This window comes from Flavobacterium sp. KKT103 (assembly GCF_055640565.1).
This window is the reverse complement of the sequence record NZ_CM145766.1, coordinates 2,868,406-2,893,150: the sequence shown is the minus strand read 5'-3', so window position 1 is coordinate 2,893,150 and position 24,745 is coordinate 2,868,406. Positions and strand designations below refer to the sequence as shown.

Sequence of the window (24,745 nt, the reverse complement as noted above, 5' to 3'; positions counted from 1 at the left end):
CGCGCTATATGGGTAGGCTTTTTTAAGCCATTTAAATTTTTATCTCCTTTGAGAATTATAAACCATTTAAGAAATATAAGATCATATAAGCTTTGGCGCTTTAATGCACCCCACGAAACGCAAAGTAAATCCAACCAGTTTGTCATTCTGCAAGAATGGCACGCACGCGTACACAACGAGCATACGTAATCAAGGTTATTGCTAGGAGCGCGGCAATCACGAACGGTGGGTTGCTTTTTATTGAGGTGTAAATTTGATTTTAAAGGAATAATATTGGTGCTTTCTGTGGTCTAGTAACGGATTTAGTTTGCGGGCACAGAATACAATTCTGCGCTAACGAACCGCTGAAACTACAGTCATTCATATCCGAGTGAAGGCAAAGCTTATAAGCAATAGATTTTTGGCCTTTTCGATCCCAAAAATTGAATTAAAAGGAGGTGGTTTGATGGATTTTGCTAAATTCTGCACAAATTGAAAAGAGAGTCAACAACACTTTTACATTCGATTGGGGAAAAAACAATAAAAACAAGGCTTAAAATGGAAGAGTATCTACAAAGATTTAATCTATTTACCAGTCAAGAAATAACACAATTCTTAGCGCTTTGTGAATACAAAACGATAAAAAAGAATGATTTTTTCTTGCAACAAGACGAAATTTGCGACAATCTATCTTATGTGGTGTCGGGGATTTTTCGGTCATTTTATTATTCGAATGCTGACGACCAAATTACCTATTGTTTTACTTTTCAAAATAGTTTACTAATGGCGTACTCGTCATTTATATCTGGAAACAAATCTCAGGAAAACTTGCAAGCTATTTCCGATTCTGAGATTATTTCGATCCCAAAAAGGAAGTTGGAAGAGTTAGCCAAGTCAAATACCAAATGGTTGGAGTTTTTAAGAATCATTGCAGAAAAAGAGTATGTTGATCTTGAGAGTTGGATTTTCAACCATCAAAAAGATAAGGCACAGCAACGTTACTTAGATTTATTAAACAAGCAACCCAAATTGATACAAGAAATACCTTTGCAACACATTGCATCCTATTTAGGAATTACCCAAAGGCATCTAAGCCGCATTAGGGCCAATATTACTTATTAGACAAATGTCCTAGTCCTACTCTTTACGTCCTTCATAAATTTGCATATAATTTTAAAACAAAAAATATATGAAAACGATAATCTTAATTGGAGCAAACGGAAAAATGGGTCAAGCAGCATTAAGCGGCTTAGGAAAACATAAAGTAATCACTGCAGGACGTTCGGCTGCTGACTACGATTTTCAAGTAGACATCACAAGTGAGGAATCATTAAGAAAATTATACAAAGATGTAGGCCATTTTGACGCCGTAGTAAATACTGTTGGAGTTTGTGAATATGCTAATTTCACTGAAATGACCGAAGAACAATGGATGACTACCATTATGAGCAAAATGATGGGGCAAATTAATCTTGTACGTATAGGTCAAGAATATATTGCTGATAAAGGTTCGTTCACGCTAATTACAGGGATTTTAAATACAAAACCAATTCCGTTTGCAATTGCCGATGCAACTACAAGTGGTGCAATAGATACTTTTGTAAAATGTGTTGCTTTTGAAATGCCTCGTGGTATTCGTATCAACTCTATAAATCCAACGGTTCTAGAAGAAGCTTGGGATGTATATGGTGAAATGATGCCTGGATTTGAACCTGTTCCTGGTAGATTAGTAGGAAAAGCTTTTGAGCGTTCAGTTGATGGTTTCATCACTGGTCAAGTACTTTTTGTTGATGCTTATTAAGCAATATTGAAAATAGAAAAAGGCGTTTGATAGTTATCCAAACGCCATTTTATGTTTTCTTTCAATTTCAGAATTAATTCAGCTGATTTTTATAATCAAAAGCAATCATACTTTGTACTCTAACTATAATTATAGAGAGGCTTTCGATCAATAATACTGCAATTTTCTAATGGACAATGCGAACTATCCCAAAGTGACAATCACTTTTCCAACAGTTCTTCCTAATTCTACCTCTCTATGTGCATTTGCCATATCTTCGAAAGCAAAAGTTTTATAAATGTTAGGTTTGATAGTTCCATTTTGTTATTTCTCATCAACAATTTTACTTGTACTAAGGTCTTTTGGCAATGAAAAAGATTCAATTTTATCACTGAAAAGAATTGGAGCATATAGCGTATTCCCTTGAATACTTATATCTGCTAAACCTTTTGGAAAAGTTCCTATTTTCTTTCTAGTTTCATCATTAACAAAAAACAAATAACTTACGGTACCACCTGTAACCAAATAACTCGCTGCGCAAATGTCTCTGACTTTGCGCCCACAATAATGAACAACAAAGCGAATTAAAAATTAAGTACGGTATTTTTAAAATCTGTAAATTGCTTATTAATTTTCAATAAAAAGCAATGAAAGAAGGCTATGTAATAAGAGACCAAACCAAAGCACATTTTATTACAGCAACTGTTGTAGATTGGGTTGATGTTTTTTCTAGAAAAATTTACAGAGACAATGTGATTGATTGCCTTAATTTTTGCGTCAAAAACAAGGGTATGATTGTATATGGCTATGTAATTATGAGCAATCATATTCATTTAGTTATTCAATCAAGTGATGGTACGTTATCGGATCTATTACGTGATTTTAAAAAATTTACAGCCAAGATTATTTTAGAACAAATTCAAACTGAGCCAGAAAGCAGGCGCGAATGGATGCTAGAACGATTCAAACTAGCGACCCAGAGTCATTCCCGTAATAAGAATTATCAGTTTTGGCAATACGGTAATCATGCTGAGGAGATTTATACGGCTAAATTTATGTGGTCAAAATTAGACTACATACACATGAATCCTGTTCGAGCAGGAGTTGTAGAAAGCGCCTCAGATTATATTTATTCGAGCGCTAGTAATTATGTATATGATAGTGGTTTAGTTCAGATAGAAAAAATGGACAATCCTATAGTCGATGTTTTGAAATCTTGGTCATTTACAAAATATAATAAGTATTAGCTACTGCAATTGTCAATAGGAATGGGCGCAAAGTCGGAGACATTTGCGCAGCGTTCACGATGTAGTTACAGTTTGAAAATTGAATTGTGAATTTTAGTTTACAACTGGTCATTTACAAAATATAATGATTATTGGCTATTGTAATTGTCAATAGGAATGGGCGCAAAGTCGGAGACATTTGCGCAGCGTTCACGATGTAGTTACAGTTTGAAAATTGAATTAGGAATTATACTTTGCGGAGCGGGGTACGAAGTCGCAAACATTTGCGTAGCGATAGCGATGCAATTGTTATTTGAAAATAGAATTGGGAATTATACTTTGCGGAGCGGGGCAAAGTCGGAGACATTTGCTCAGCGTTCCCGATAGAATTGTCGTTTTAAAATTGAATTGTGAATTTTAGTTTACAACTGGTCATTTACAAAATATAATGATTATTGGCTATTGTAATTGTCAATAGGAATGGGCGCAAAGTCGGAGACATTTGCGCAGCGTTCACGATGTAGTTACAGTTTGAAAATTGAATTAGGAATTGTACTTTGCGGAGCGGGGGACATTTGCGCAGCCTTCATGATGGAATTACCGTTTGAAAATTGAATTAACAATTATACTTTGCGGAGCGGGATTATACTTTGCGGAGCGAGGAGTTCACGATGTAGTTACAGTTTGAAAATTGAATTAGGAATTATACTTTGCGGAGCGGGAATTTTCGTTTGAAAATTGAATTGTGAATTATACTTTGCGGAGCGGGATAATATTTTTCTATATCCATTTTTTTTATAATTGCCACTAACGTCAGACTGTGTCTAAAATCAAAAAAAACCTCCTGAGAATCGGTTGTATGAAATTTTTCTCCGAGAGGTATCCGAATACCTTTTCTTTTTAACTTAGTTTTTTCACGGACTGACGTTTGGTCGCTTGGCGATGTGGCGGACTAAGCAAGCGTAATCTTTCGGTTAATGACTAATTTTCCAAGTACAAACCCATCTTCAAATTAAGCCTAATCCCGCCATATTGCCAAACGACGGTTGGCAGTAGGCTTTTATTCTTGTGTAGTTAAACTTTTGATTTCTTTGGTATCAAAAAAAATCTGCATTTCTGATATTGCAGTAAAAGGATTTTCAAAGTCTAAACTTTTTAGCTTTTTTGCATTAATAATTGCATTGCTTAAATTCGATTTAAGTTTTAAATAAATATCGTCATCTTGTTTTGTGAAGTATGAAAGGGTTTTTTCATAATTCGGCAAATATTTTTTCAATTCTTTAGTAGCACCGTCACAATTGTCAAAATATTTTGATGTTGCTTGAAAATGTAATAATATCCAATATTCTAAACAAGGATTATTGATAATTATGTATATGTTTTCAAAACGTTTTTCGATATCTATATAGTATTTTTTGAATTCTTGCAAAGCAGTTTCTTTTCCTTTTTTTGCTTTGCGTGTTTCACTAATTATAACGTCAAAATCTATAATCCAAAATACTTTGTCATAGTCATTTGAGAGCTCAATAACTTTTGTATATTGGTCTATAAGTTTTTTTCTTTGAGGAATTTCGGGTTTTAAATCAACACTAATTTGTCTTTCATTCCTTTTTAACATTTGTATATACCAAAATTCACATTCGCCATCAACAACAAATGCAAATTTTGGTTTACTCTTTAAAGGAATATTTCTATTTTTTCTCATTAGTAATTTCAATATAATAGTCTCCCAAATTTGGAACTCCACCCAGTTTTCCTATTTTGTATGCATTGTAAATATTACTTGTATCTCTTATTACAGAACTGTCAAAATCTGTCAATGAATATAATTCAGTTTCACAATTTTCATTTTTATCTGTAAACCAAATAGCATCATTTCTGAATATATCTTTATTGTTTAAAATTTCTCTATTATGAGTTGTAGCAATAATTTGGGATTTTTTTGAATTTACTAAAAAGGAAAGTAAAAAATGGACAAATAAATCAGGATGAAGTGATGCTTCAAGTTCATCAATCGGAAAAGCAACCGAGTTTTTAATTAATAAACTTAAAATACCAGCAAAGCCATAATATCTTTTTGTCCCTTGTGATTCTGAATCAAAAGGTAAGGTGTATTTTTTGTGGTTTACTAAATGTTCAAATTCTAATTTTATAGAAGTAATTTTACCCCGATTCTTTATTTCATCTAGTTTGTCACTTGAAGCTTTTACTCTTTTCTCTAAAAACTCAATTAATCCATCAGGAATATCTTCTTCTTCCTCTTCAATTAGAATATTTGAAATATTGAAATCAGCTTTTTTAAGAATATTTACAACATCATCTTTTGTTATTTCGGAATTGTTTATCCTAGATGTTACATATCCATCAAGTTCAGTTTTTGTTAAAATCAGTGGTTTTAGATATTTTGAAAACCAATCCGTTGCATCTTTTAATTCCTTTGAATTAATATTAGTTTTAAGGAATCCACCTAAAACAGTATTGTTCCAAAGTGTATTTGATTCTAAAGTTTTCTCAAAAGTTTTATCTTTCTTTATTTTACTACCAAAAGAAATCTCTGTAAATTGATTATCAATATCAGTTGTTCTTTTAAAAACATTAGATTTTGTTGGATTATAATGATTTAATATTTCTTTAATTATTGCCTTTTGATTAAATTCAACTTCATAGAAATATCGTATTTCGTTTTGAATGAATTCAATAGAAATTATTGTATTAAGATTTGTTGATGTTTTGTCTAATAAAAAAGGCTTAAATTCTAGAGGTTCTGTTTTTTTTTCTTCGGGCTCTAAAACTAAATCTCTTAAAAATTCGAGAGCATTAAGAATAGTAGTTTTTCCTGATGCATTAGCACCATATATCAATCCTAACTTCAATAATCTTAATCCATTAGTTTGTATAACGTAATAATCTTCAAGCTGACTCGATTTGTCTGCCTCAAAAGAAAGTGTTTGTTTTTCTTTTATAGAGCCAAAATTTTGAATGCTAAAATTAACTATCATTTTAATTGAAATTTGTAATTCATTTACAAAAATACGATTAAAAAATATTAATAAAATTTATTTTAACTATAATTTTGTAAATGAACTGCAAAATTTGATTGTTTACGCAGTTTTTTAAGCTTACTGCCAACTCGTTTATATGTATCATAAAACCATACTAAGCCACCCAATTATAGGTGCAGTATGTATCACAACTATGAAACTTCATTCATTATGCTAATGTAAGATAAAACAATGAAAAAAATTACATATAAAATGTGCAAAGAAAAGTTATGTAAAAAAAATAATCCTCGCATCCCCAAAACCCCTAGCCCAGACCTGCCTGCCGGCAGGCAGGTAGAAGTGGAGCTCTTTTTAATCTTGCCTTTTTCGGCAAGATTAAAAAAGCGGGAACGCATAGCTGGAAATAGCTCCAAAAATAACTACTATCTTCAAACTATAACCCAAAAATAAAAGAGCTTTTGGACCATGTATTCACATTGGTCGCAAAAGCTCCATTTTCAAATTAAATATTGTATTACTTATGCAAGCATAGTCATTTTATTCACTGCAAATTCGGCAATAGCATCTTTGGCCGCAGTTTGGAACGCTACGTAATGAGGCGTGGCAGCGTGTAAAGTAAGTGCCTCTGCATCTTTCCAGTTCTCATACATTGTAAATGTATTGGCGTCGTCATTGTCTTGAAGGCAGTTGTAGTTGATACAACCCGCTTCTTGAACACTACTGGCAACTAGTTTTAGTAATTCAGTTTTAACCAATTCTCTTTTTTCTTCTTTGGCTACAATTTTGGCCACAACCGTTATTTTGCTCATGATTTGTCTCTTTTTATGGTAACAAAATTACAGCTTTAGGTTGGCTTTGCTGCCTAATTTAACGTTCTGTTATTGTTTGTGGTGGAATCTTTTTGTTGCCAATACATAAAAAACCTTCTAGAACAGTTTCACCTCTTGCTTTTTCTGTTTCCAAGAAGGCATGGGTTTTACGGAGGTTTTCGGTGTTGATGGTTCTAAAATTCTCAATAAATACGAAAATATGACAATGCAGCATTTTAAAAGAGCTGATGTTCGATTTAATGTTAGATAATCCTATAAAACAACAAACCCAATTGCGTTACACAATCAGGTTTGTTTGTTTATATAAATGCCTCGATTACTACAAATCGAAACCTAATTTCAGGCTTAATTTATTAGAAACAATTGATTGGAAGTGCAACTTTACAGCAAAAATTAGAATTTCTCTGGACGAGCACTATCTTGATGGAGCGACAAACAAGTAAGGAAAATAATAAAGGGAATAGTAGTTTTGAACTATTGATTTTTTTTAGGGATAGAAAAGGTAAAAGTACTACCTAAACCGAGTTCGCTTTCTACTGAAATATGTCCTTGGTGGTAGTCAATAAAATCTTTGCATAAAATAAGACCAAGTCCGGTGCCTACCTCGTTATTGGTTCCTACGGTAGAGTAGGTGCTGTCTATCTCGAAAAGTTTAGAAAGATTTTGTTTATTAATTCCGATGCCACTATCAGCTATTGCTACATCAAATTCATTCTGTTTTTCACTACTACGAATACTTAGTTGACCCTGGTTAGGAGTGAATTTAATAGCATTAGAAATCAAGTTTCGCAAGGTAGCTTCGATCATCGATTGATCTACATATTGTTCCTTCTCTAAGTTCAAATCTAGTGTGATGGTAATGTTTTTTTGCTCCGTCAAGGTTCTAAAGAGTACCAAGGTTTCCTTTATTAAATCATCGATTTTAACCATCTTAGGTTGAAATGCAATTCGGCCCGTTTGAGAGCGAGTCCACTCCATTAAATTGGTGAGCAAGTTCATGGCATGATGCGAAGAGCTGTTTATTATTTCGGCATATTCTAGGATTCCGTTATAGTTGTTTTCTTGAACTTCCATCTTTAGCAAATCAGTTAAACCAATTATACCATTGAATGGACTTCGCAAATCATGTGCAATTATCGAGAAAAATTTATCCTTGGTGGCATTAAGTTCTTTTAGTGATTCTTGGTTTTCAATAAGTTTTTGTTCTGCTTCTTTTTGAATCGAAATGTCATTTATGGATGAAATCATGCACTGCTCGTCATTGATTGTAATGATTTGGGCGGTTATCAAACCGGAGAAAAAGTCACCATTTGCTTTTTTAAATACATATTCGTGGTTTTTTACCATCTTGTTTTTTAAGAGCTCAGCGATGAATTGGTTGCGGTCACTAACTTCTTTCCATAAATTCAAATCACTGGCTTGACGACCAATCAAATCGGTTGGTTTGTAGCCTGCAATTTCCTCAACACTTTTGTTTACTTCAAATACTTTACCATTGGTAATATTTGATAAAACAGTGATGAAAGGGGTTGTGTGAAATGCTTTCGAAAATTTATTTTCTTGAGTATTGAGATCCGTAATTAACCGCTTGTTGTACATAAGCGATATGCTGTAGGCAAGAAAAATAACGATAATTTGCCAACTCAGTATAAAAAGCGATTCGGTAGAATCACCTTTAAAGAAATCGTCATTATTATTTTGATTTCTTGCTAAATAAAGCAGTCTGGACAATTGAATGCCAGCTATCAGTATAAATATAATCCCGATGTTCCTTGTAATTTCTTTAGTATCATCCGATACTTTCTTGAGCATAAGGTATGCAATTTGCGTAGCTAGTACGACATATACAGAAGCAAGATTGATCATTCTGAAATACAAACTAGGTTTTTGGAAAGTAAAGTAGCTATGTATTAGAATAAAGAGCGTTAAAAGTACAATATTATGAATTTGATTACTTTTCCTATTCGAAAATTTCTCAAAGCCAACCAATAAAACCACGCAAGAGGAAACAATTAAAAGATTACCTACCGGAATTGAAAGCCAATCAGGAATTAGTGTTCGAAGAAAAACTAATATGTTACCCACAGCACTCATTATAAAGCTAAATAGAATTAATTGCGTTCCTGGAAATCTTTTTTTAATTTGGAGGTAGGTCAAAATCATTAATATCAGATTGATAATATTAATGAGAACAATGCTTAAGTAAGTAGTGCGAATATCAATAGGAAACATAGGTTAGCTTAATATTTAAAGTACTGCAATTAGAAACAGTGCATTGTAATTGATTATGAAACGCAGCAGCAATGAAAATTAGTTGTAAGTACAAATGTACTAAAATGTTACTGAAACTATGAGGATTTTAGATAAATGTAGCTTTTTTAGCATTGAATATCAGCGCTTATAGACCAATTTTCATTTTATGACTATATACACTGAGACAACTATCTATTTAATTTAGTCTATGATAAGAATTTGAAAATCTAGAAACCAATGAAAATCTAAGGTTTTCATAATAGCTTTGCATTTTTAAATAGAAAGAAGCTAATCTGTTCGCTGGCATGAGCTATTAGTACCAGGTGGTAGTAGTGGAGTCCGAAAAATTGATTTCTTCTTGTTTAGATTATCTACTCTTTTTGCTTAATCCCTACCTATTGAACTTGATCCATATTGACAATAGAAAGGGATAATTTGAAAATGAAAAAAGCTGCAAAAAATTTGCAGCTTTTTTTAGTGGGGAGAGTAGGATTCGAACCTACGAAGACGTAGTCAGCAGATTTACAGTCTGCCCTCGTTGGCCGCTTGAGTATCTCCCCGAGGCCTTTGATAACAACGTTTGTTGTTGTTGTTAGCGGTGGCAAATATAGTAACAGTTTTCGTTTCTGCAAATTAATTTCGCACTTAATTTTGGATTATTTTTTAATCTCTTGGTATTGAATAAAATAAAAAAATCTCCACGAGGGAGATTTTTTATTTTGTTCTAAAAGAACTATTTTTTTGCTAGTAATTCAAGAATTTTAGCTCTTAATTCAGGACCTCTTAAGTCGCGTGCTACTACTTTTCCAGATGCATCTAAAATAAATGTCGCGGGAATTGCTTCTACTTTATATTGAGCCGCAATAGGATCTTCCCAAAACTTTAGATTTGAAACTTGCGTCCAAGTAAGATTGTCTTTAGCAATTGCTTCTTTCCATTTTGATTTATCCTTATCTAAAGAAACACCAATGATGTTAAGACCTTTTGAATGCAATTCTTTATAAATCGCTACAACATTTGGGTTTTCTTGTCTACATGGTGCACACCATGATGCCCAAAAATCGACTACTGTAACTTTTCCTAAACTTTCCTTAAGTGAAATTACTTTACCTTCAGGGTTAGGAGCAGAAAAATCAGTACTTCATTTAGCGTCACCATTAGAAGGAGCAGTTGCTCCAACTGAAGGCGCTTTAATTTCAGCAAGTTTTGTTTTTACGGCTTTACCTGGTTTCGTATTTTTAATAGTTTCATCTAAACCATTGTAAATCGTTTCCATTTTCTTTACATCAGTAGATGGATCCATTAATAATCCTTGAACAATCAAAGCGGTAATGAAAGATTTTGGGTGATTTTCAGCGTATGAAAGGTACTTTGCTTTAGAAGCAGTTCCTACTTCTTCTTGAATAGAAGTGTACTCTTTCATTAATTTATTAATTACAACCGTATCGTTAGTTTGTTGTGCAGCAGTCATTGCTTGCATGTTACTCTTTTGAAAAGTCATTAGTTTCTTTTGAACAACTTTAATCTCGTCGTTAAATTTAACGTACTCATCATTGTTGTAAGTTCCTGAAACTTTTGTGTTTTGAATACTATCTTTATCAATAACGATAGCAATTTCTCCACTTTCTAAAATAAAAGGCACTTTTGAAGCAGCAGCTTCTAATTGAATAGTATAAAATGCAGGTTCAGTAACTTTACCTTTGATTTCAAATTTACCGTTTTCAACTTTTACGGTATCAACAGCAACAAAGCCCATTCCTGATTCGTCTTGCTTTTCTAAGATAATCGTTTTACCGTTTTCAACACCTTTTGCTGTACCAGAAATGATGTATTCATCTTTTCCAACTTTGCTGCAAGAGATTAGAACAACAGCTGCAGAAAGTAATAAAATTATTTTTTTCATTATAAATGAGTTAATTGAGTTAAGTCGCAAAAGTATTTAAAATATTATTGCTTTAACAATTTTCTGAGCTAAAATTTTGTTATTATTTGCTATTTTTTTTAGATTTTTTATCAACTGTGGCGTCTGTTTTCTTTGATACTACTAAATACACTTTAATGCCGTTAATTTAGTAGTGATTCTGCTTTTTTAGATTGCTTACGCTAAGCATGATTGAGACCAAAATATATTTTTTTGGACTAAGGTGTTTAAAGAGTTGATTATCATTTCGTAGGAAAGCAAAAGTGCTATTCAATAATCTGTTGTAAATAGTATGGTATCGAAGTGTTATAAAGCTGCAGTAAAACCACAAACGCAGTAGGGTAGGGCTATTTGCTAAAAAGGGAGCATTGGATAACGAACTGCTGGTAGAATGATAATCCTACTACTTTTAGTTGGAAACTGTTTCAAAGATGAAAACAGTTACGGTTTTTGTGTAAACAAAAAAAAAAGCACTCGGTTAAGAGTGCTATGATGTTTTAAATCTAATCTTGGTTGGTTGTTTTTCTCCAAGTAAAAGAATTTAAGATATGTCTTTTAGCAAAACGCCCTGGTGAATCAGCGTTAACCATTTTCACGTAAGTTGCTTTAGGTACACTAATGTATTCGTAAACACTTCCGTTAGAAAAGTTTATAATTAATCTACCTTCAACAAATTTATAATCAGTAATGGTTGCAGTACTAATTGTCTCTGTATATTCAGGTAAATTTTGTTTGATCGTTTCTGGATTGATGCTAACTAAAAAATGGTAAGCTTCAATAATTTTTTTACTGTTTTCTTCAGCAGCTTTTAAACCAGCTTCGTCACCTTGAAATTTATCAGGATGCGATTCTTTCATCGCATTGCGATAAATGGTTTTTAAATCTTTTAATTCTGCAGTTTTGTCTACGTTCAGCAGTTTGCGGTATTCAACTATTTTTTTCATAAATAAGGTAACTACTTGTCTTTTAATTAGAAAATTATTCTACTAATTTTAAAAAACAACAATTTTTTGCAAAGGTACACTTTTTTTTAAGCTTTTAGTTGGTCGGTAAAAAAAAAATGGAAAATCACTATTTTAACCCTATTGCTTAGCTATTAAAAGGGGTTATTGCTGTGGTTTATGATTTGCTTTGTCAAAGTTTTTAGACTTTTTAGGATACTTGTTGTGGCTAATATCGCTTGGATTTTCAATGACAGATTTAATTGTTACTAAATCGCCTAAAACGTGTTTTGCTACAACCATCTTGTAATCTAAAAGATAAACACCACAAAAAAAGTTGTTGTTTTCATCTTTCTCGATTATTCCGGTATAAACTCCTTTTTGTAACATTTTTTCGTCTGAAGTTTTTGTCATGATTTTTATTTTTGAGATTAAAACGGCAAAGTTAGTCATTTATTCGTTGTTTTCTATTTTCTATAATCTGATTATATTTGTACATGGAAAAAAATATAAAACCTGCACCTAATGCTTTTAAGAATACTTTTTGTGTTTTTGAAGAAGTTGACAGTAGTAGAATTAAAGGCCTAAAAGCGCAATTCACTAGCAAGGCAGGTAGTACCTATTATTATACTGATAAAGGAATGTATCGTTTGTCACACCATTGGGGACGTTTGGCTAATAGCAAATGGAGATTAATTGCTTTGGATATTCCGTCAGCCTCTAAAACCAAGTTAGGCTTTGCTCTTTGGGAGTCATTTTATCCTGATAATGCTATTGAAAAACTGTACTATTTAGCTGCGGATTATGAAAACCGAACTGTTACTTACGAGCATAAAAACAACCCAAAATTTGATCAAAAGGCAATTGTAAGAACTAGTTTTGAAACGACTAAGATAATTAAGCAAATTCGAAATTTATTTGAACTAACCTCCTGGGCCAAGCATTATGACTATGAAGATTTAGATGTGCTACGTAAAACGATCATCGATCAATTAATTTTTACCGAGAAAAGCTTGGAAGAAATTAAAAGTAGTTTGCCAACTTAATTAAAATCAGCGATTAACCTAAGATCATCAATCGTAATTGGTTTTGACATATATCCCACAATATTCGGATTATTTTTAGCCTTTAATTTGTCTTCTATTGCAATTGAGGAACTCGAAATATAGATGATAAGGCGCTGTGGTATGCTCTCTTTTATTAAAGCTATTTCTTCCATAAAGCCCCAACCGTCCATTACTGGCATTTCGATATCAAGCAATAAAATATCAGGTAATGTGTCTTTATTCGAAATCGCATCTTTCAAAGCATTGATAGCTTCTTTTCCATTAGAAAAAGTTGTTGTAGCGCTGAAAATAGCCGATTTATCGATTATTTTTTTAATTATTGTCTTGTAAATTAGATCGTCATCTACGACCCATATTTTCTTTTGGTTCATGCTAGTTGTATTTTAAAAGTAGTTCCTTCCCCTAATGTGCTTTCCACTGTCACAGTACCTCCCATAGCCTCGATTTGGTTTTTGGTTATAAATAATCCAATACCTTTTGAATCCACGTTGTCTGTGAATGTTTTATACATACCAAATATTTTATTTCCATTGCGATTCAGGTCAATACCAATTCCGTTGTCACGAATAGTGATATACTTTTTCCCATCTTCACAGGAGTACGTTATGTTTACTTCACTTTGACGGTTTTTATCACAATATCGAACAGCATTTGAGATCATATTGTACAGTATGCTTTCTAAATAAGCAGGGTTGTATTGAATTTCAATATCTTCAGAAACATTGGAAATGATAGCTATTTTGTTAGTTCTTATTTCGTTGCGTAATACGGTTAATGTGTTGTCTAAATGAGGTTTAAGCTTAATATTCTCAACTAGTAAATTTAAATTAGTTTGTATATTAACTACTTCGTTTAAGTTGTAAAGCGTATCGTTGAGTGCATTACTTACTTGTTTAAGCAGCTCAATTAGTTCATCTTTTTCCTCTGTTGTTTCTGCATGCAGAATTAAATCTGTCAATGAGGTGATGTTACTTGTATGAGAGCGCAAGTTGTGCGAAACAATATATGAAAAATTGAGCAAACGTTTATTTTGTTCACTTACAAGATTAAACGAGCTTTTTAAATCACTTTCGATTTCCTTTGTTTTGGTAATATCGATCATAATACCTCTTAAATTTTGTAACTTCCCGTTGGCATTGAAACTAAGGTTGACGATATCCCTGAGCCAAATAATACTACCATTTTTAGCAATCATACGGTATTCAAAATCATGATCCATGTTGGCGGCTGTTTGCGCCATACAAAAACTAAGCACAAATTCTTTGTCTTCTTTATAAATGTGATCTACCCAAAACGTTTTTGATGAAAGCCATTCTTCGCTTGTGTAGCCTAAAATTGCTTCTACTTTCTTACTGATAAAAGTAAAGTTTACATCTGCATCTGTTTCCCAAACGATCCCATCGATAGTATTTATTAAAGATTGTACTTTTTGTTGAGAATTACTTATTTCCTTCTCAGCATTCTTGCGCTCAGTAACGTCTTCAGTAGTTACAATGGTTTTTTCTAAACTGTTTTCATACCCTTCAATCACATTCCATTTATAGGTAATGTAACGTAAGGTATTGGTTTTATCAATGATACTGGTGTCTATTTCAAACCTTTGTTTGCTTGTTGCGATTGCAACTAATAATTTTATAAAATGATCTGATTCAATTGTGTGTAGGTTGTTCTTTCTAAATTCAATTAATTGTTCTTTAGATTGAACTTGATAAAGAGTTAGACAAGCCTTGTTTACGTGATTTATTTTGATCAGATTTCTTATTTTTTCGAGGATTAACGAGTGGTTGGATAAGAATATCGTAATATCATTCTCCGATTTATTAACAAGCCCTAGCAATTCCAATTCGATTTTTACATTCGAGTAATCTTCTTCTTTGATTGGCAAGGGAGAATCGTCAAAAAGTGCTTTGAAATGATTTTCGTTTCTTTTGATTGTATTTTCATTTGCTTTTCTAGCGCTTATGTTTTCGATAATTGCAATTGCACTAATTTGTTTTTTATCCTGGTTTAAAAGAGGAGTGACATTTAAATTTCCCCAAACAATATTTCCATCTTTCGATAAGTATCTTTTTTCTAAGGTATAGGCATCAATTTCGCCTTCTTTTAATTTTTTTACATTCTTGATGTCTTCAGTGAGGTCATCAATGTGAGTGATAGCTTGAAATGTGTTTAATTTCATTTCTTCTTGTGTGTATCCAAGCATTTTGCAGAAGTAGCTGTTAACTTCAATAAATCGGCCAGTTTTAATATCTACATTAGCTATACCTACTGCTGCTTGATCAAAAATAGTTTTAAATTTAATTTCGTTATCTCTAATATTCAAGGCTTGTTCTTCTACTAATATTTTTAACTGCGTCGCTCGATTTAAAAGTAAAATAGTAAGCATTGCAAATACTAGCGCTAGAAGCAGTCCTAAAAATAGGCTAACAATTAAATTAATTAGCAAACGATTCATTTGTTTGTCAATTAAATAGATATCCCATTGTCCCTCAGGAATACTCCTTTTTACAAAATTATCATCTGTGAATTTGGTTTTTTGAAGCACAAAAAGATCTGTTTTACCTGTGCGATAATTTTTCTTGGATAATTGAAATTCATATTTTGTAGTATCAATAATGTTTACCCCAGCGGCAATAAAAAATTTATCTAATTTAATTATTACAGCTGAAAAGCCCCAAAATTTCCCTTTAATGTAAACCGGTAATCTACCTACGATAGCTCTGCCGCCTTGCCTAAGAACAAGAGGTCCTGAAAAAACCATTTTATTGAATTTCATGGATTTTAGCGCATCTTCCTTTGTGTCGACTGTCTTAAGAATGTTTAAATTCATAGCAGCTTCATTTCCTTTAGCAGGGAAGGTGTATTTGACTATTCCGTTTGGAACAAGTTGTACAGCACTTAAACTCGCATTTGAATTCAATAATTTTTGGGCTATTCCTTCAAAATCCTCAGGCACGCCGTCATCACCTATAGTAAGAGCGAGCGTTAATGTACTTATATAGGCATTTTTTAAAGATTGCTCAATATTTTGATTGATAACCTCTAGTGTATTAGCTCTTTTGGTTTTTTTTATTTCTTTTTCAATAGTGAATTGTCGCACTGCCGTTAAAGAAAAAATGGTTGCAAGCACTATAAATACAATTAATCCAATAAACTTAGGATTAACGATGTACCAATATAGGATTTTGGACCAATTAGTTTGTACTCTCATCAATTGCCAAGTTTGCGGTTTGCGTTATTGTTCTTACCAAAATAAAGGTAAGAAAATCATTTAAGATAGAATTCAGTTTTGCAAAAAAAATACTAAATGATTGCACTATTTAGATATTTATAAATATTTAGTATTGATTACTACTAATCCTATAATCATTTTCTGTAAAATAGTTTACTATAGTCATTTGTAGAATCTGCGCCCTATTTGTTACTATTGTTGGATAAAAAAAACGAACTTTGCATCAAATTATGTGCATATAACTGCTGCCTTTTCGAGGTGGCTTTAAAACGCCAATAAAGTACCACAGTATGAGTAGAAATAATGAAAGAAATATAAAGAAGCACAATGATAAACTGCACAAGGCACAAGACAAAGCCAAGCAGGCAGAAAGAGTCCGAAAGGAAAAACTGAAAGAAATTGTGAAAAAATTTAATGATACCAAAACTTCAGATCAATAAATAAACCAGCTATGAAGCAAGAGGATAACTACGCCTTACTTAAGGCCAATGTACAAGAAATCATTGATTTGATTGTTGCCAAGGATGCAACAGAAGCTAATGCTAAACTAGTGGAAGTGAGCGAACAATTGGATGATATTTTAGATCATTCGGATGATGATGATGATTTAGTAGAGCTGAGTAAGTACCAAGTTTTACTCAATCAATTGCATCAAAAAATTGTTGCTTTAAACGGTTAATTCCAACTATATGACAACTCCTTGTTATTGCGGATCAGGCGTTACTTTTGATTTATGCTGCCAACCCTATATTTCAGGACAGGCAGCGGCACCTACTGCCGAGAAATTGATGCGCTCTCGATACAGCGCGTATGCGACCCACCAAGCTGATTACCTTGTTGCTACTACGCATAAGTCAGCACAAACAAGCAATTTAAAACAAGATTCATTGCAATGGGCTATTGCGAACCAATGGCAAAAATTAGAAGTTTTGACTGCAAGTACTACCGTTGTAGAATTTAGAGCCTATTATATCGATGCTTCTAAAAATCCGCAAATACATCATGAACGCTCTACATTTGTTCAAGAGGATGGATTGTGGTACTACGTTGATGGGACTTTTTATTAATTAAGTCGTCTAGCACTACCTTATTATGTTTTTACCGCCTTTTTCGCGTGAGTGATGGCAGCGGAAATCCCGTGCTTTTTTAGCACGGATTGGGAGTGGACAGCACGACCTCGTTGATTCGGCTTATCCGCTGAAACGAATGGTTGTGAACGAGGGCACGCCCAAATGGTTTGTACCTTAAAAACTTGTTTTAACTAAAAATTAATAATCGTTTTTTGAGAACCGCTTTAAAAAGACCTAATTTTATAATTATGAAAAACGATTATAAAAAAGGATTTTATTTTAAGCAATATGAGGCGCCGTTTCAGTCTCCTTTTGATCGGCTTTTTGGAATTTTTAAAGAGCTAATCACCCATACCTCAGGGGATTTTGATGAGGCAATTGATTGGTTGCGTGAACTAGATAAGGAGTATAAATTGACCGATGCTAACTATACCATCGAGGACTTTATTGAAGATTTAAAGAAGAAAGGCTACATTAAAGACGAGGTCAGAGAAGATGGAAGTGGAGGTTTAGGAATTACCGCTAAAACAGAAAGAGCGATACGTCAGGCTGCTTTAGACCAAATTTTTGGCAATTTAAAGCGCTCCGGAAATGGGAATCATAAAACCAAGCACGCAGGTAACGGCGATGAGCACACGGGAGAGTTTAGAGAATTTCATTTTGGTGATGGTCTTGAACGCATTTCCTTGACAGAGAGTTTGCGAAATGCTCAAATTAATAACGGTGTGGCTGATTTTATGCTGACTGAGAATGATTTGGTTGTTGAAGATACGCAATACAAAGCCCAAATGAGTACGGTGCTCATGATCGATATTAGCCACAGTATGATTTTGTATGGTGAAGACCGAATTACGCCTGCGAAAAAAGTAGCGATGGCACTTGCGGAACTTATTACGACCCGTTACCCTAAGGATACACTCGATATTTTGGTTTTTGGGAACGACGCTTGGCCTATTGCCATTAAGGATTTACCGTATTTAAAAGTGGGTCCGTTTCACACGAACACTGTGGCTGGATTGCAATTAGCCATGGATTTATTGCGTAGAAAACGAAATACCAACAAGCAGATTTTTATGATTACGGATGGTAAGCCGAGCTGTGTGCGCGAAAAAGACGGTTCCTATTATATGAACAGTAACGGCCTCGACGAGTACATCGTAGATAAGTGCTATACGCAGGCACAGCAAGCTAGGAAGTTGCATATTCCTATAACGACCTTTATGATTGCAAATGATCCTTATTTGCAAAAATTTGTCAATAAATTTACCGAAGCCAATCAAGGGAAAGCATTTTACACGGGATTGAAAGGTCTTGGAGAGATGATTTTTGAAGATTACGAAAGTAACCGTAAAAAGAGAATTAAATAATAGTAAAAGAGCGATACAATTAGTCTGATAGTAAAATAGACTACAAATTTGCCCCTGAGGCACTAAATTAAAAACATGAAAATAGAAAACATAAAAACTTTAGGCGAATTAAAAGCCGCAGGTTACCAATCTCAAAGTATTAAAGAAGAATTACGCAACAATCTTAGAGATAAAATTAAATCAGGGAAACCTACATTCGAAGGAGTTCATGGTTTTGAAAACACCGTGATTCCGGAGTTAGAGCGTGCTATTTTATCGCGTCACAATATTAATTTATTGGGTTTGCGTGGTCAAGCCAAAACGAGATTGGCCCGCAAGATGATTGAGTTATTAGACGAATACATTCCGTTTGTGACCGGTTCAGAGATTAATGACGATCCGTTTCATCCTATTTCTCGCTTTGCCAAAGACTTGATTGCGGAGCAGGGTGATGCAACACCAATCTCGTGGTTGCACCGTTCCGACCGCTTTTTTGAAAAATTAGCGACTCCTGATGTTACTGTAGCTGATTTAATTGGGGATATTGATCCCATTAAAGCAGCGAATTTAAAGTTATCGTATGCTGATGACCGGGTGATTCATTTTGGAATGATTCCGCGTGCCAATCGCAGCATTTTTGTAATCAATGAACTTCCGGATTTACAAGCGAGAATCCAAGTTGCTTTGTTTAATATTTTGCAAGAAGGAGATATTCAAATTCGTGGTTTTAAATTGCGTATGCCGTTAGACATGCAGTTTGTATTTACAGCTAACCCTGAGGATTATACTAACCGTGGAAGTATTGTTACGCCATTAAAAGACCGTATCGGTTCTCAAATTCTTACGCATTATCCAGAGACAGTTGCGATTGCAAGAACTATTACGTCTCAAGAGGCTAAGTTAGATCCATCGCAAAGTGACACTGTTTACGTGCCATCATTAGCTAAGGATTTGCTGGAGCAAATCAGTTTTGAAGCTCGTGATAGCGAGTATATCGATAATAAAAGTGGTGTGAGTGCGCGTATGAGTATCACGGCCTATGAAAATTTATTGAGTACAGCTGAACGTCGTGCATTGAAGGCAGGAGTAGATAAAACTACCGTTCGTTTATCCGATTTTATGGGAATTATTCCTGCTATTACTGGTAAAGTGGAGTTGGTGTATGAAGGAGAGCAGGAGGGAGCTGCCTTTGTAGCACAGAATCTTATTGGATCAGCGATTCATACTTTTTTCCCAGGATATTTTCCTAAGATTGAAAAATTAGAAAAGCCGAATGAAAAAACAGCATATTCCGATTTAATAGAATGGTTTTTTGCTGAAAGCGGATTTGAATTGTTAGACGATAGCTCTGATGAAGAATACGAGCGCATTTTAGGTGCGATTGTACCCTTAGAGATTTTAATCAAAAAGTACCAACCTGAATTGCCTAAAGAAGATCGATTTTTCATGAAAGAATTTATTTTGTGGGCACTAGTTGAATACAATAAATTAAGTAAAGACAGAATTTCTGAAGGATATCAGTTTAAAGACATCTACGGAAGTTATATTAGTAAATTGTAACCCATTAAAGTTGCTTTTAAAAAGGATTCAGATTCATTTTTGGATCCTTTTTTTATGCAAATGCTTTCTTTGTACTAACTATATTTAGCAAACAGTCCTTTCTAATTCTTTTTCGTCTACCTTGCCCTGTTGGCATCACTTTCGGCCAACGGAAATTCCATGGAAAACAGCTTTGAAGCTTTGATTGCCTCTTATTTAGAGAATAAGGTAGGGATATGCGAACATTTTTTAAGCGATGAGCTAGCCAATAATTTAAAGAAACACCTAATAACCTTACAAAAGCAAGATTTGCTAGTCGAAGCTGGCACTGGGAATTCGAATGTCATTGCGTATGATAGTGCGGTGCGAAGTGATTCGATTTATTGGTTGGATAAAAACCACAATAACGAATTCGAAAATGCTTTTTTTGTCCAAATTGAAGCTTTTATTGCCTATTTAAATGAGAGCTGTTATACCGGAATTACGGGTTATGAATTTCATTATTCGTTATATGAAAAGGGAGATTTTTACTTAAAGCATTTGGATCAATTTCAAACCAACTCTAGCCGAAAATATTCGATGATCAGTTATTTAAATCAAGATTGGAAACCAGCAGATGGTGGCCAATTGCTGATTCATCAATTAAACAACAACCAGATGATTGCTCCCACACAGGGGAAGACCGTTTTTTTTAAAAGTGATGAATTAGTTCATGAAGTTTTAGTAACCCAAGCGACTCGTATGAGTATCACGGGCTGGCTAAAATGTGACTAATACTATGAAAGACGCTAGGTTAGTGAATCGTTTCTAATTGCAAGTACAGGCGATTCAATTCGCTTTCTAGGTCGTCAATTTCTTTTTTCAAGACTATTAAGGCATTTTGGGCTGCACTAATTTGATCAGATTTAGCTTCTTCGGATCGAAATATTTTGAATTTTTTGGTTGCTGTTAAATCGGCATCCGCAGCGGTGAGTTCTCTTTTCTTTTCGATCAGTAAGGCTTTAACCTCAACCAATCGGTTGTTAATAGAATCTTTTTTAAAAGTTTTGTTGTTTTCTGCAGCTATTTTATTTTGAATTTCATCCTGAATGCGTTGCTCAATGTCGGCTTTTTGCTCCACTTGTACTTTTTCGTTGGCAAGTTCAGTTTGGCGGTTTTTTTCTTCTATAATGCTTCTTCTATTATTCTGAATAATAGTAAGTACAACAATAAATAACATGATAGCAACAAACGCTACGACTAAAACAAAATGACTTTTTTTGAGTCCTAGGATAGATCTGGCTTCTGTAATTACAGGAGAACTTGTCGCTTGCAATGGCTTAATGGGAGGGGGAACAACCTGAAACAGAAATTGTAATTCTGCCATTTCTCCAGCGTATTTCCATTCATCCATGCCATTGTACCACACTAAAGTCGCTCGGCTTATATCCTGCAACTTCAATTCTTCAATCGTAAATGGACCTCCATTTTCATTTCCGTTGTTTATATAGTAGGATATCATTCTCTTTGCTGTTACTCTAAAATTGTACTGCGTAAAATTACAACAAAAAAATATTTTTTAACAACTTGCTTAACTTCGTTTTATAGCATTTTATAGTATACTTTTGTTATGAAATTTCCATTTAAGAAGTCAGATGAATCAATTTGGCTTTGCAAAATGGCTCCACTCAAACTTCCTTCTAATAACAGTTGTGCGGCTTGCGCCAAAGGTGCTGCTGTCGTAACTTGAATAGCTCGTAATGTATGAGTACCTACCTTTTGTGGTACGATCGTTTTAGCTATTTCATTTCGCCTTAATACTCCCGAACTGTCTTTGCCTTCCACTGCAGCATACAGTACAATTTGGTCCTCCTCAATATGTGGAATACATTCTTGCATTTTTTGCTGTAAAGCTGCAATAGTTGGTACAGTGTCAGATGCTTTCTTTATTTGTTGATCGATCCAATCGTAATGACCAGGGAAACGTAACGTTTTGTAGTCTAATTTTTTTACTTTTCCGGCTAAAGCGTAAGGCAAGTCAGCAGAGCCGCCAGAGGTTAAGTCTTCTTCGTAGGTCAGTCCATTAATTATTATCGTCGCTCTTTCAGAGAGGGAGGGAAGCGTGGTAGTTTTGAAATCTCGAATAACGATAGTTTCCTCTATGTACTCGGTTGCAACGCCAATAGGGCTCCATGTAAAACCATAAAAATGAGGAGCTAAAGCATTTTTAGTTAAGGCACCAACTTTGAATTCTAAAGCTTGAACTTTGCTAACATTATGATCTAAACAAAATTTTTGAAACAATTTGTGCGCTACTAAATTAATATATCCCGGTGCAAGGCCAGTTTGCAATAAAAAACCAGTAGTGGCATTTTTAGCCAATGCAATAATTTCGTTTGTTTCAGTTACATATTCAGTAAGGTTAGCGTAATGAAGATTGTGTTTTTTTGCAAATTGAGCAATTCGGGGAGCGGCATTTCCTGGTAGGCAATCTAAAATGATATCTCCTTTCTTAAAAATGCCACTCATTTCGTCTGTCTCAGCAGTTTCATTAATTGTAAAATCAATTACAGTACATGGTTTACTGCAACCTTCGGTAACCCATTTAGCTACTTTATTTGCTTTATGCTGATTTCTATCCCCAATAAAAAGGGTAGGTGTAATAGTGCTCCATTCTGCTAAAATTAGGGCAACTGCCTCAGCAATTCCGCCAGCACCGGCAATTATTATATTGAAATGTTTTTCCATTTATTAAAGTTAGTGAATTTTAGATAAATAGTTGATTTCTATGTCTTTATTTTAAAGTGGATTAATCATAGGTATTAACTTTTTAGCTCTACTATCAAAAGCTATATAGAAAGAAAAGATGTCTGTGCATTGTGATTTAATAATACAATCTGAAGTCCAGTAATTTGCACAAGGCATAATGCTTTTGGTGCAACTCTTCGACAATGGCAACCAAATCATCATCTTCTTCGCACAAGCTAAAAAAGGCTTTGTCAAGATGAATACTGCTCAGTGTATGTAGCGATTCGCCATAACCGGATATCGCTTTGGCATTCGTCACATCAAGAAAATATTGTGCTTCGTCTTGGCTTAAATCCAGTACTTTTTTATTAGAAAAATGAACAATTTTACCTCGTAGTTTCCCTTCAAACAATTCGGCTATTTCTTCCAGGCTATAATAGTAGTCATGCAAGCAAATATTATTTTCTTGGCCTGGCATAACCAAATAAATGATGACATAATCCTTAAAACTATGATCGTCATACAGCAAAGCGCCTAAACTTTCCTCCAGTCCCTCGATGGTGTCACAACTTTTGTAAATACTGGCTATATTGTGATCAACTGCTAGTATTTCTAGGTTTTTGACCGTTTCGGTTTTGGTATTAACCTCGATATCTGGAACTCCTTCTAAACAGAAAATAAAATTTTCTTCTTCCATTCTTTTGTAATTGGTGCGTACTGTTTGATCACAAAAATAAAATAATAAAACGGAAACAGCTGTTCAACGAACCAAAGAAGTATGTTAAATTATTGGAAGCAATCCCGCGCTGCTTCTTATCAGTTTGATGGAATCAGTGCAGCTGCAAAACAGTAATTTTAAATAAGTGTAGGATGTTTTTAACTATTTATCTTTAAATTTGAGAACATCTAGTGCTCCATCATTTTAAAAAATCAACTATGTGTTTCCATACCATTCAAAACAAACTCTCGAAACAAATTGAAAAGCGTTTCAAAGCTACAATTAGTGATAACAGTCTGTTTGCCACTAGCGAACACAACAATGGTTTTACCTTTCCGAAAACTCCTATTATAACCAATAAAAATCCCGAAAGTATTGAGTATTACAATTGGGGTTTGATTCCTAGCTGGGCCAAAGACGATCAAATCAAAGCCATGACGCTCAATGCCCGAATTGAAACCGTGGCAGACAAGCCTTCATTTAAGGATGTGATCAACCAGCGTTGTTTAATTATTGCCACTGGTTTTTATGAATGGCAATGGCTTGACGCCAAAGGGAATCGTAAAGTGAAATACCAAATAGGAATTGAAAACGATGCCCTTTTTTCGTTTGCCGGCTTGTACTCGCATTGGACCGATACCCGAACGGGAGAAATCAAGAAGACCTACACCATGCTAACTACTGCGGCTAATCCTTTAATGTCCGAAATTCATAACCATAAAAAGCGAATGCCTATTATTTTGCAGCAAGAGGATGAGCATCGTTGGCTTGATAATGCGCCCATTCAAGATTTTGCTTATCCGTATGAGGCGGCTTTAGTGGCACGGAAAATAGATAATGATTCGGCTCCTTTATTGTTGTTTTGAATTGTGGTTAAAGACGTTCAAGTTAATATTACGTTATTTAAATAAAAGATCAGCCGATTATTTCAAGTATAGTGAATTACTACTAAATAGTACTCTAATTGAGGAAAACCGTAACTTTTTTAAGGCACTACTACTTACTTTTGTTGATACAAACATGAAAACAAGTTTCTTTGTTTACTAAATATATGCTTTAAAATTACTACGTTTGGTAAAAGCATTTTTTAGCACTTCTATAATTTATCATGCCA

The 24,745-nt window shown here is 34.0% G+C and carries 26 protein-coding genes and 1 tRNA gene; 12 read left to right on the top strand and 15 right to left on the bottom strand.

Annotated elements, in window-relative coordinates; genetic code table 11:
* Positions 1–537 precede the first annotated feature (537 nt).
* Both ACZ2G0_RS12455 and ACZ2G0_RS12450 read left to right on the top strand, forming a co-directional pair.
* On the top strand, positions 538–1,101 hold the full coding sequence (locus ACZ2G0_RS12455) for a Crp/Fnr family transcriptional regulator (RefSeq protein WP_470307854.1): 564 nt from the start codon (positions 538–540) through the stop codon (positions 1,099–1,101).
* A 67-nt stretch (positions 1,102–1,168) separates the two neighbouring features.
* Positions 1,169–1,780: a short chain dehydrogenase gene (locus ACZ2G0_RS12450; protein WP_173857027.1), complete on the top strand. Its 612-nt coding sequence runs from the start codon at positions 1,169–1,171 to the stop codon at positions 1,778–1,780.
* Positions 1,781–1,963: 183 nt separating this feature from the next.
* Here ACZ2G0_RS12450 and ACZ2G0_RS12445 read toward each other — a convergent pair whose 3' ends face one another.
* Positions 1,964–2,032, bottom strand: a complete 69-nt coding sequence (locus ACZ2G0_RS12445) for a hypothetical protein (RefSeq protein WP_470309847.1) — start codon at positions 2,030–2,032, stop codon at positions 1,964–1,966.
* Between the two features lie 374 nt (positions 2,033–2,406).
* On the opposite strand from ACZ2G0_RS12445, the gene ACZ2G0_RS12440 reads away from it, so the two are divergent.
* The gene (locus tag ACZ2G0_RS12440; protein ID WP_470307853.1) at positions 2,407–3,006 is read left to right on the top strand and encodes an REP-associated tyrosine transposase; all 600 of its coding nucleotides are present in this window, start codon (positions 2,407–2,409) and stop codon (positions 3,004–3,006) included.
* Between the two features lie 1,039 nt (positions 3,007–4,045).
* Here ACZ2G0_RS12440 and ACZ2G0_RS12435 read toward each other — a convergent pair.
* Positions 4,046–4,690 carry an RloB family protein gene (locus ACZ2G0_RS12435; protein ID WP_470307852.1) on the bottom strand — a complete coding sequence of 215 codons (645 nt, stop codon included), beginning with the start codon at positions 4,688–4,690 and terminating at the stop codon, positions 4,046–4,048.
* Positions 4,677–5,984 (bottom strand): AAA family ATPase, encoded by a 1,308-nt coding sequence (locus ACZ2G0_RS12430; RefSeq protein ID WP_470307851.1) that lies wholly within the window; start codon positions 5,982–5,984, stop codon positions 4,677–4,679. Before ACZ2G0_RS12430 ends, ACZ2G0_RS12435 begins: the two co-directional genes overlap by 14 nt.
* Positions 5,985–6,218: 234 nt before the next feature.
* Between ACZ2G0_RS12430 and ACZ2G0_RS12425 the strand changes: the two genes are divergently transcribed.
* Complete coding sequence (locus tag ACZ2G0_RS12425; RefSeq protein WP_470307850.1) at positions 6,219–6,437, top strand: hypothetical protein; 219 nt, start codon at positions 6,219–6,221, stop codon at positions 6,435–6,437.
* 68 nt (positions 6,438–6,505) lie between these two features.
* Here the strand turns inward: ACZ2G0_RS12425 and ACZ2G0_RS12420 are convergent, their stop codons facing one another.
* From ACZ2G0_RS12420 to ACZ2G0_RS12390, 7 genes are all read right to left on the bottom strand, one after another.
* On the bottom strand, positions 6,506–6,796 hold the full coding sequence (locus ACZ2G0_RS12420) for a putative quinol monooxygenase (protein WP_470307849.1): 291 nt from the start codon (positions 6,794–6,796) through the stop codon (positions 6,506–6,508).
* A gap of 495 nt (positions 6,797–7,291) precedes the next feature.
* A complete protein-coding gene (locus tag ACZ2G0_RS12415) occupies positions 7,292–9,049 on the bottom strand; it encodes a sensor histidine kinase (protein ID WP_470307848.1) in 1,758 nt (585 codons plus the stop codon).
* A 499-nt stretch (positions 9,050–9,548) separates the two neighbouring features.
* A tRNA-Tyr gene (locus ACZ2G0_RS12410) sits at positions 9,549–9,630 on the bottom strand.
* 173 nt (positions 9,631–9,803) lie between these two features.
* Complete coding sequence (locus ACZ2G0_RS12405; protein WP_470309846.1) at positions 9,804–10,172, bottom strand: TlpA family protein disulfide reductase; 369 nt, start codon at positions 10,170–10,172, stop codon at positions 9,804–9,806.
* 39 nt (positions 10,173–10,211) lie between these two features.
* A complete protein-coding gene (locus ACZ2G0_RS12400; protein WP_470307847.1) occupies positions 10,212–10,973 on the bottom strand; it encodes a DUF4369 domain-containing protein in 762 nt (253 codons plus the stop codon).
* A gap of 521 nt (positions 10,974–11,494) precedes the next feature.
* Positions 11,495–11,935, bottom strand: a complete 441-nt coding sequence (locus tag ACZ2G0_RS12395) for a KTSC domain-containing protein (RefSeq protein WP_300288987.1) — start codon at positions 11,933–11,935, stop codon at positions 11,495–11,497.
* 162 nt (positions 11,936–12,097) lie between these two features.
* On the bottom strand, positions 12,098–12,346 hold the full coding sequence (locus ACZ2G0_RS12390; protein WP_300288986.1) for a hypothetical protein: 249 nt from the start codon (positions 12,344–12,346) through the stop codon (positions 12,098–12,100).
* Positions 12,347–12,429: 83 nt separating this feature from the next.
* On the opposite strand from ACZ2G0_RS12390, the gene ACZ2G0_RS12385 reads away from it, so the two are divergent.
* Complete coding sequence (locus ACZ2G0_RS12385) at positions 12,430–12,978, top strand: hypothetical protein (RefSeq protein WP_470307846.1); 549 nt, start codon at positions 12,430–12,432, stop codon at positions 12,976–12,978.
* On the opposite strand, the gene ACZ2G0_RS12380 is transcribed toward ACZ2G0_RS12385, so the two are convergent.
* Together ACZ2G0_RS12380 and ACZ2G0_RS12375 are read right to left on the bottom strand one after the other, a co-directional pair.
* Positions 12,975–13,370: a response regulator gene (locus ACZ2G0_RS12380; protein WP_300288984.1), complete on the bottom strand. Its 396-nt coding sequence runs from the start codon at positions 13,368–13,370 to the stop codon at positions 12,975–12,977. The two genes, ACZ2G0_RS12385 and ACZ2G0_RS12380, sit on opposite strands and share 4 nt — an antisense overlap.
* Positions 13,367–16,210 (bottom strand): PAS domain S-box protein, encoded by a 2,844-nt coding sequence (locus tag ACZ2G0_RS12375; protein WP_470307845.1) that lies wholly within the window; start codon positions 16,208–16,210, stop codon positions 13,367–13,369. The genes ACZ2G0_RS12380 and ACZ2G0_RS12375 overlap by 4 nt, the downstream gene beginning before the upstream one ends.
* 311 nt (positions 16,211–16,521) lie before the next feature.
* Here ACZ2G0_RS12375 and ACZ2G0_RS12370 point away from each other — a divergent pair, with 311 nt between their 5' ends.
* From ACZ2G0_RS12370 to ACZ2G0_RS12345, 6 genes are all read left to right on the top strand, one after another.
* On the top strand, positions 16,522–16,671 hold the full coding sequence (locus tag ACZ2G0_RS12370) for a hypothetical protein (protein WP_470307844.1): 150 nt from the start codon (positions 16,522–16,524) through the stop codon (positions 16,669–16,671).
* An 11-nt stretch (positions 16,672–16,682) separates the two neighbouring features.
* The gene (locus tag ACZ2G0_RS12365) at positions 16,683–16,910 is read left to right on the top strand and encodes a hypothetical protein (RefSeq protein WP_470307843.1); all 228 of its coding nucleotides are present in this window, start codon (positions 16,683–16,685) and stop codon (positions 16,908–16,910) included.
* A 10-nt stretch (positions 16,911–16,920) separates the two neighbouring features.
* Entirely contained in the window at positions 16,921–17,298 is a 378-nt protein-coding gene (locus ACZ2G0_RS12360; protein ID WP_470307842.1) for a YchJ family protein, read from the top strand.
* A gap of 251 nt (positions 17,299–17,549) precedes the next feature.
* Positions 17,550–18,668: a vWA domain-containing protein gene (locus ACZ2G0_RS12355; RefSeq protein ID WP_300288252.1), complete on the top strand. Its 1,119-nt coding sequence runs from the start codon at positions 17,550–17,552 to the stop codon at positions 18,666–18,668.
* A 75-nt stretch (positions 18,669–18,743) separates the two neighbouring features.
* Positions 18,744–20,207 carry an AAA family ATPase gene (locus ACZ2G0_RS12350; RefSeq protein WP_300288251.1) on the top strand — a complete coding sequence of 488 codons (1,464 nt, stop codon included), beginning with the start codon at positions 18,744–18,746 and terminating at the stop codon, positions 20,205–20,207.
* 159 nt (positions 20,208–20,366) lie between these two features.
* Positions 20,367–20,960 (top strand): 2OG-Fe(II) oxygenase, encoded by a 594-nt coding sequence (locus tag ACZ2G0_RS12345; RefSeq protein WP_470307841.1) that lies wholly within the window; start codon positions 20,367–20,369, stop codon positions 20,958–20,960.
* 19 nt (positions 20,961–20,979) lie between these two features.
* On the opposite strand, the gene ACZ2G0_RS12340 is transcribed toward ACZ2G0_RS12345, so the two are convergent.
* From ACZ2G0_RS12340 to ACZ2G0_RS12330, 3 genes are all read right to left on the bottom strand, one after another.
* On the bottom strand, positions 20,980–21,687 hold the full coding sequence (locus tag ACZ2G0_RS12340) for a DUF4339 domain-containing protein (protein WP_470307840.1): 708 nt from the start codon (positions 21,685–21,687) through the stop codon (positions 20,980–20,982).
* 80 nt (positions 21,688–21,767) lie between these two features.
* Positions 21,768–22,913 carry a saccharopine dehydrogenase family protein gene (locus tag ACZ2G0_RS12335; protein WP_470307839.1) on the bottom strand — a complete coding sequence of 382 codons (1,146 nt, stop codon included), beginning with the start codon at positions 22,911–22,913 and terminating at the stop codon, positions 21,768–21,770.
* A 136-nt stretch (positions 22,914–23,049) separates the two neighbouring features.
* The gene (locus ACZ2G0_RS12330; protein WP_300288247.1) at positions 23,050–23,610 is read right to left on the bottom strand and encodes a DUF6642 family protein; all 561 of its coding nucleotides are present in this window, start codon (positions 23,608–23,610) and stop codon (positions 23,050–23,052) included.
* Positions 23,611–23,849: 239 nt separating this feature from the next.
* Between ACZ2G0_RS12330 and ACZ2G0_RS12325 the strand changes: the two genes are divergently transcribed.
* A complete protein-coding gene (locus ACZ2G0_RS12325) occupies positions 23,850–24,497 on the top strand; it encodes an SOS response-associated peptidase (RefSeq protein WP_470307838.1) in 648 nt (215 codons plus the stop codon).
* Positions 24,498–24,745: the final 248 nt, after the last annotated feature.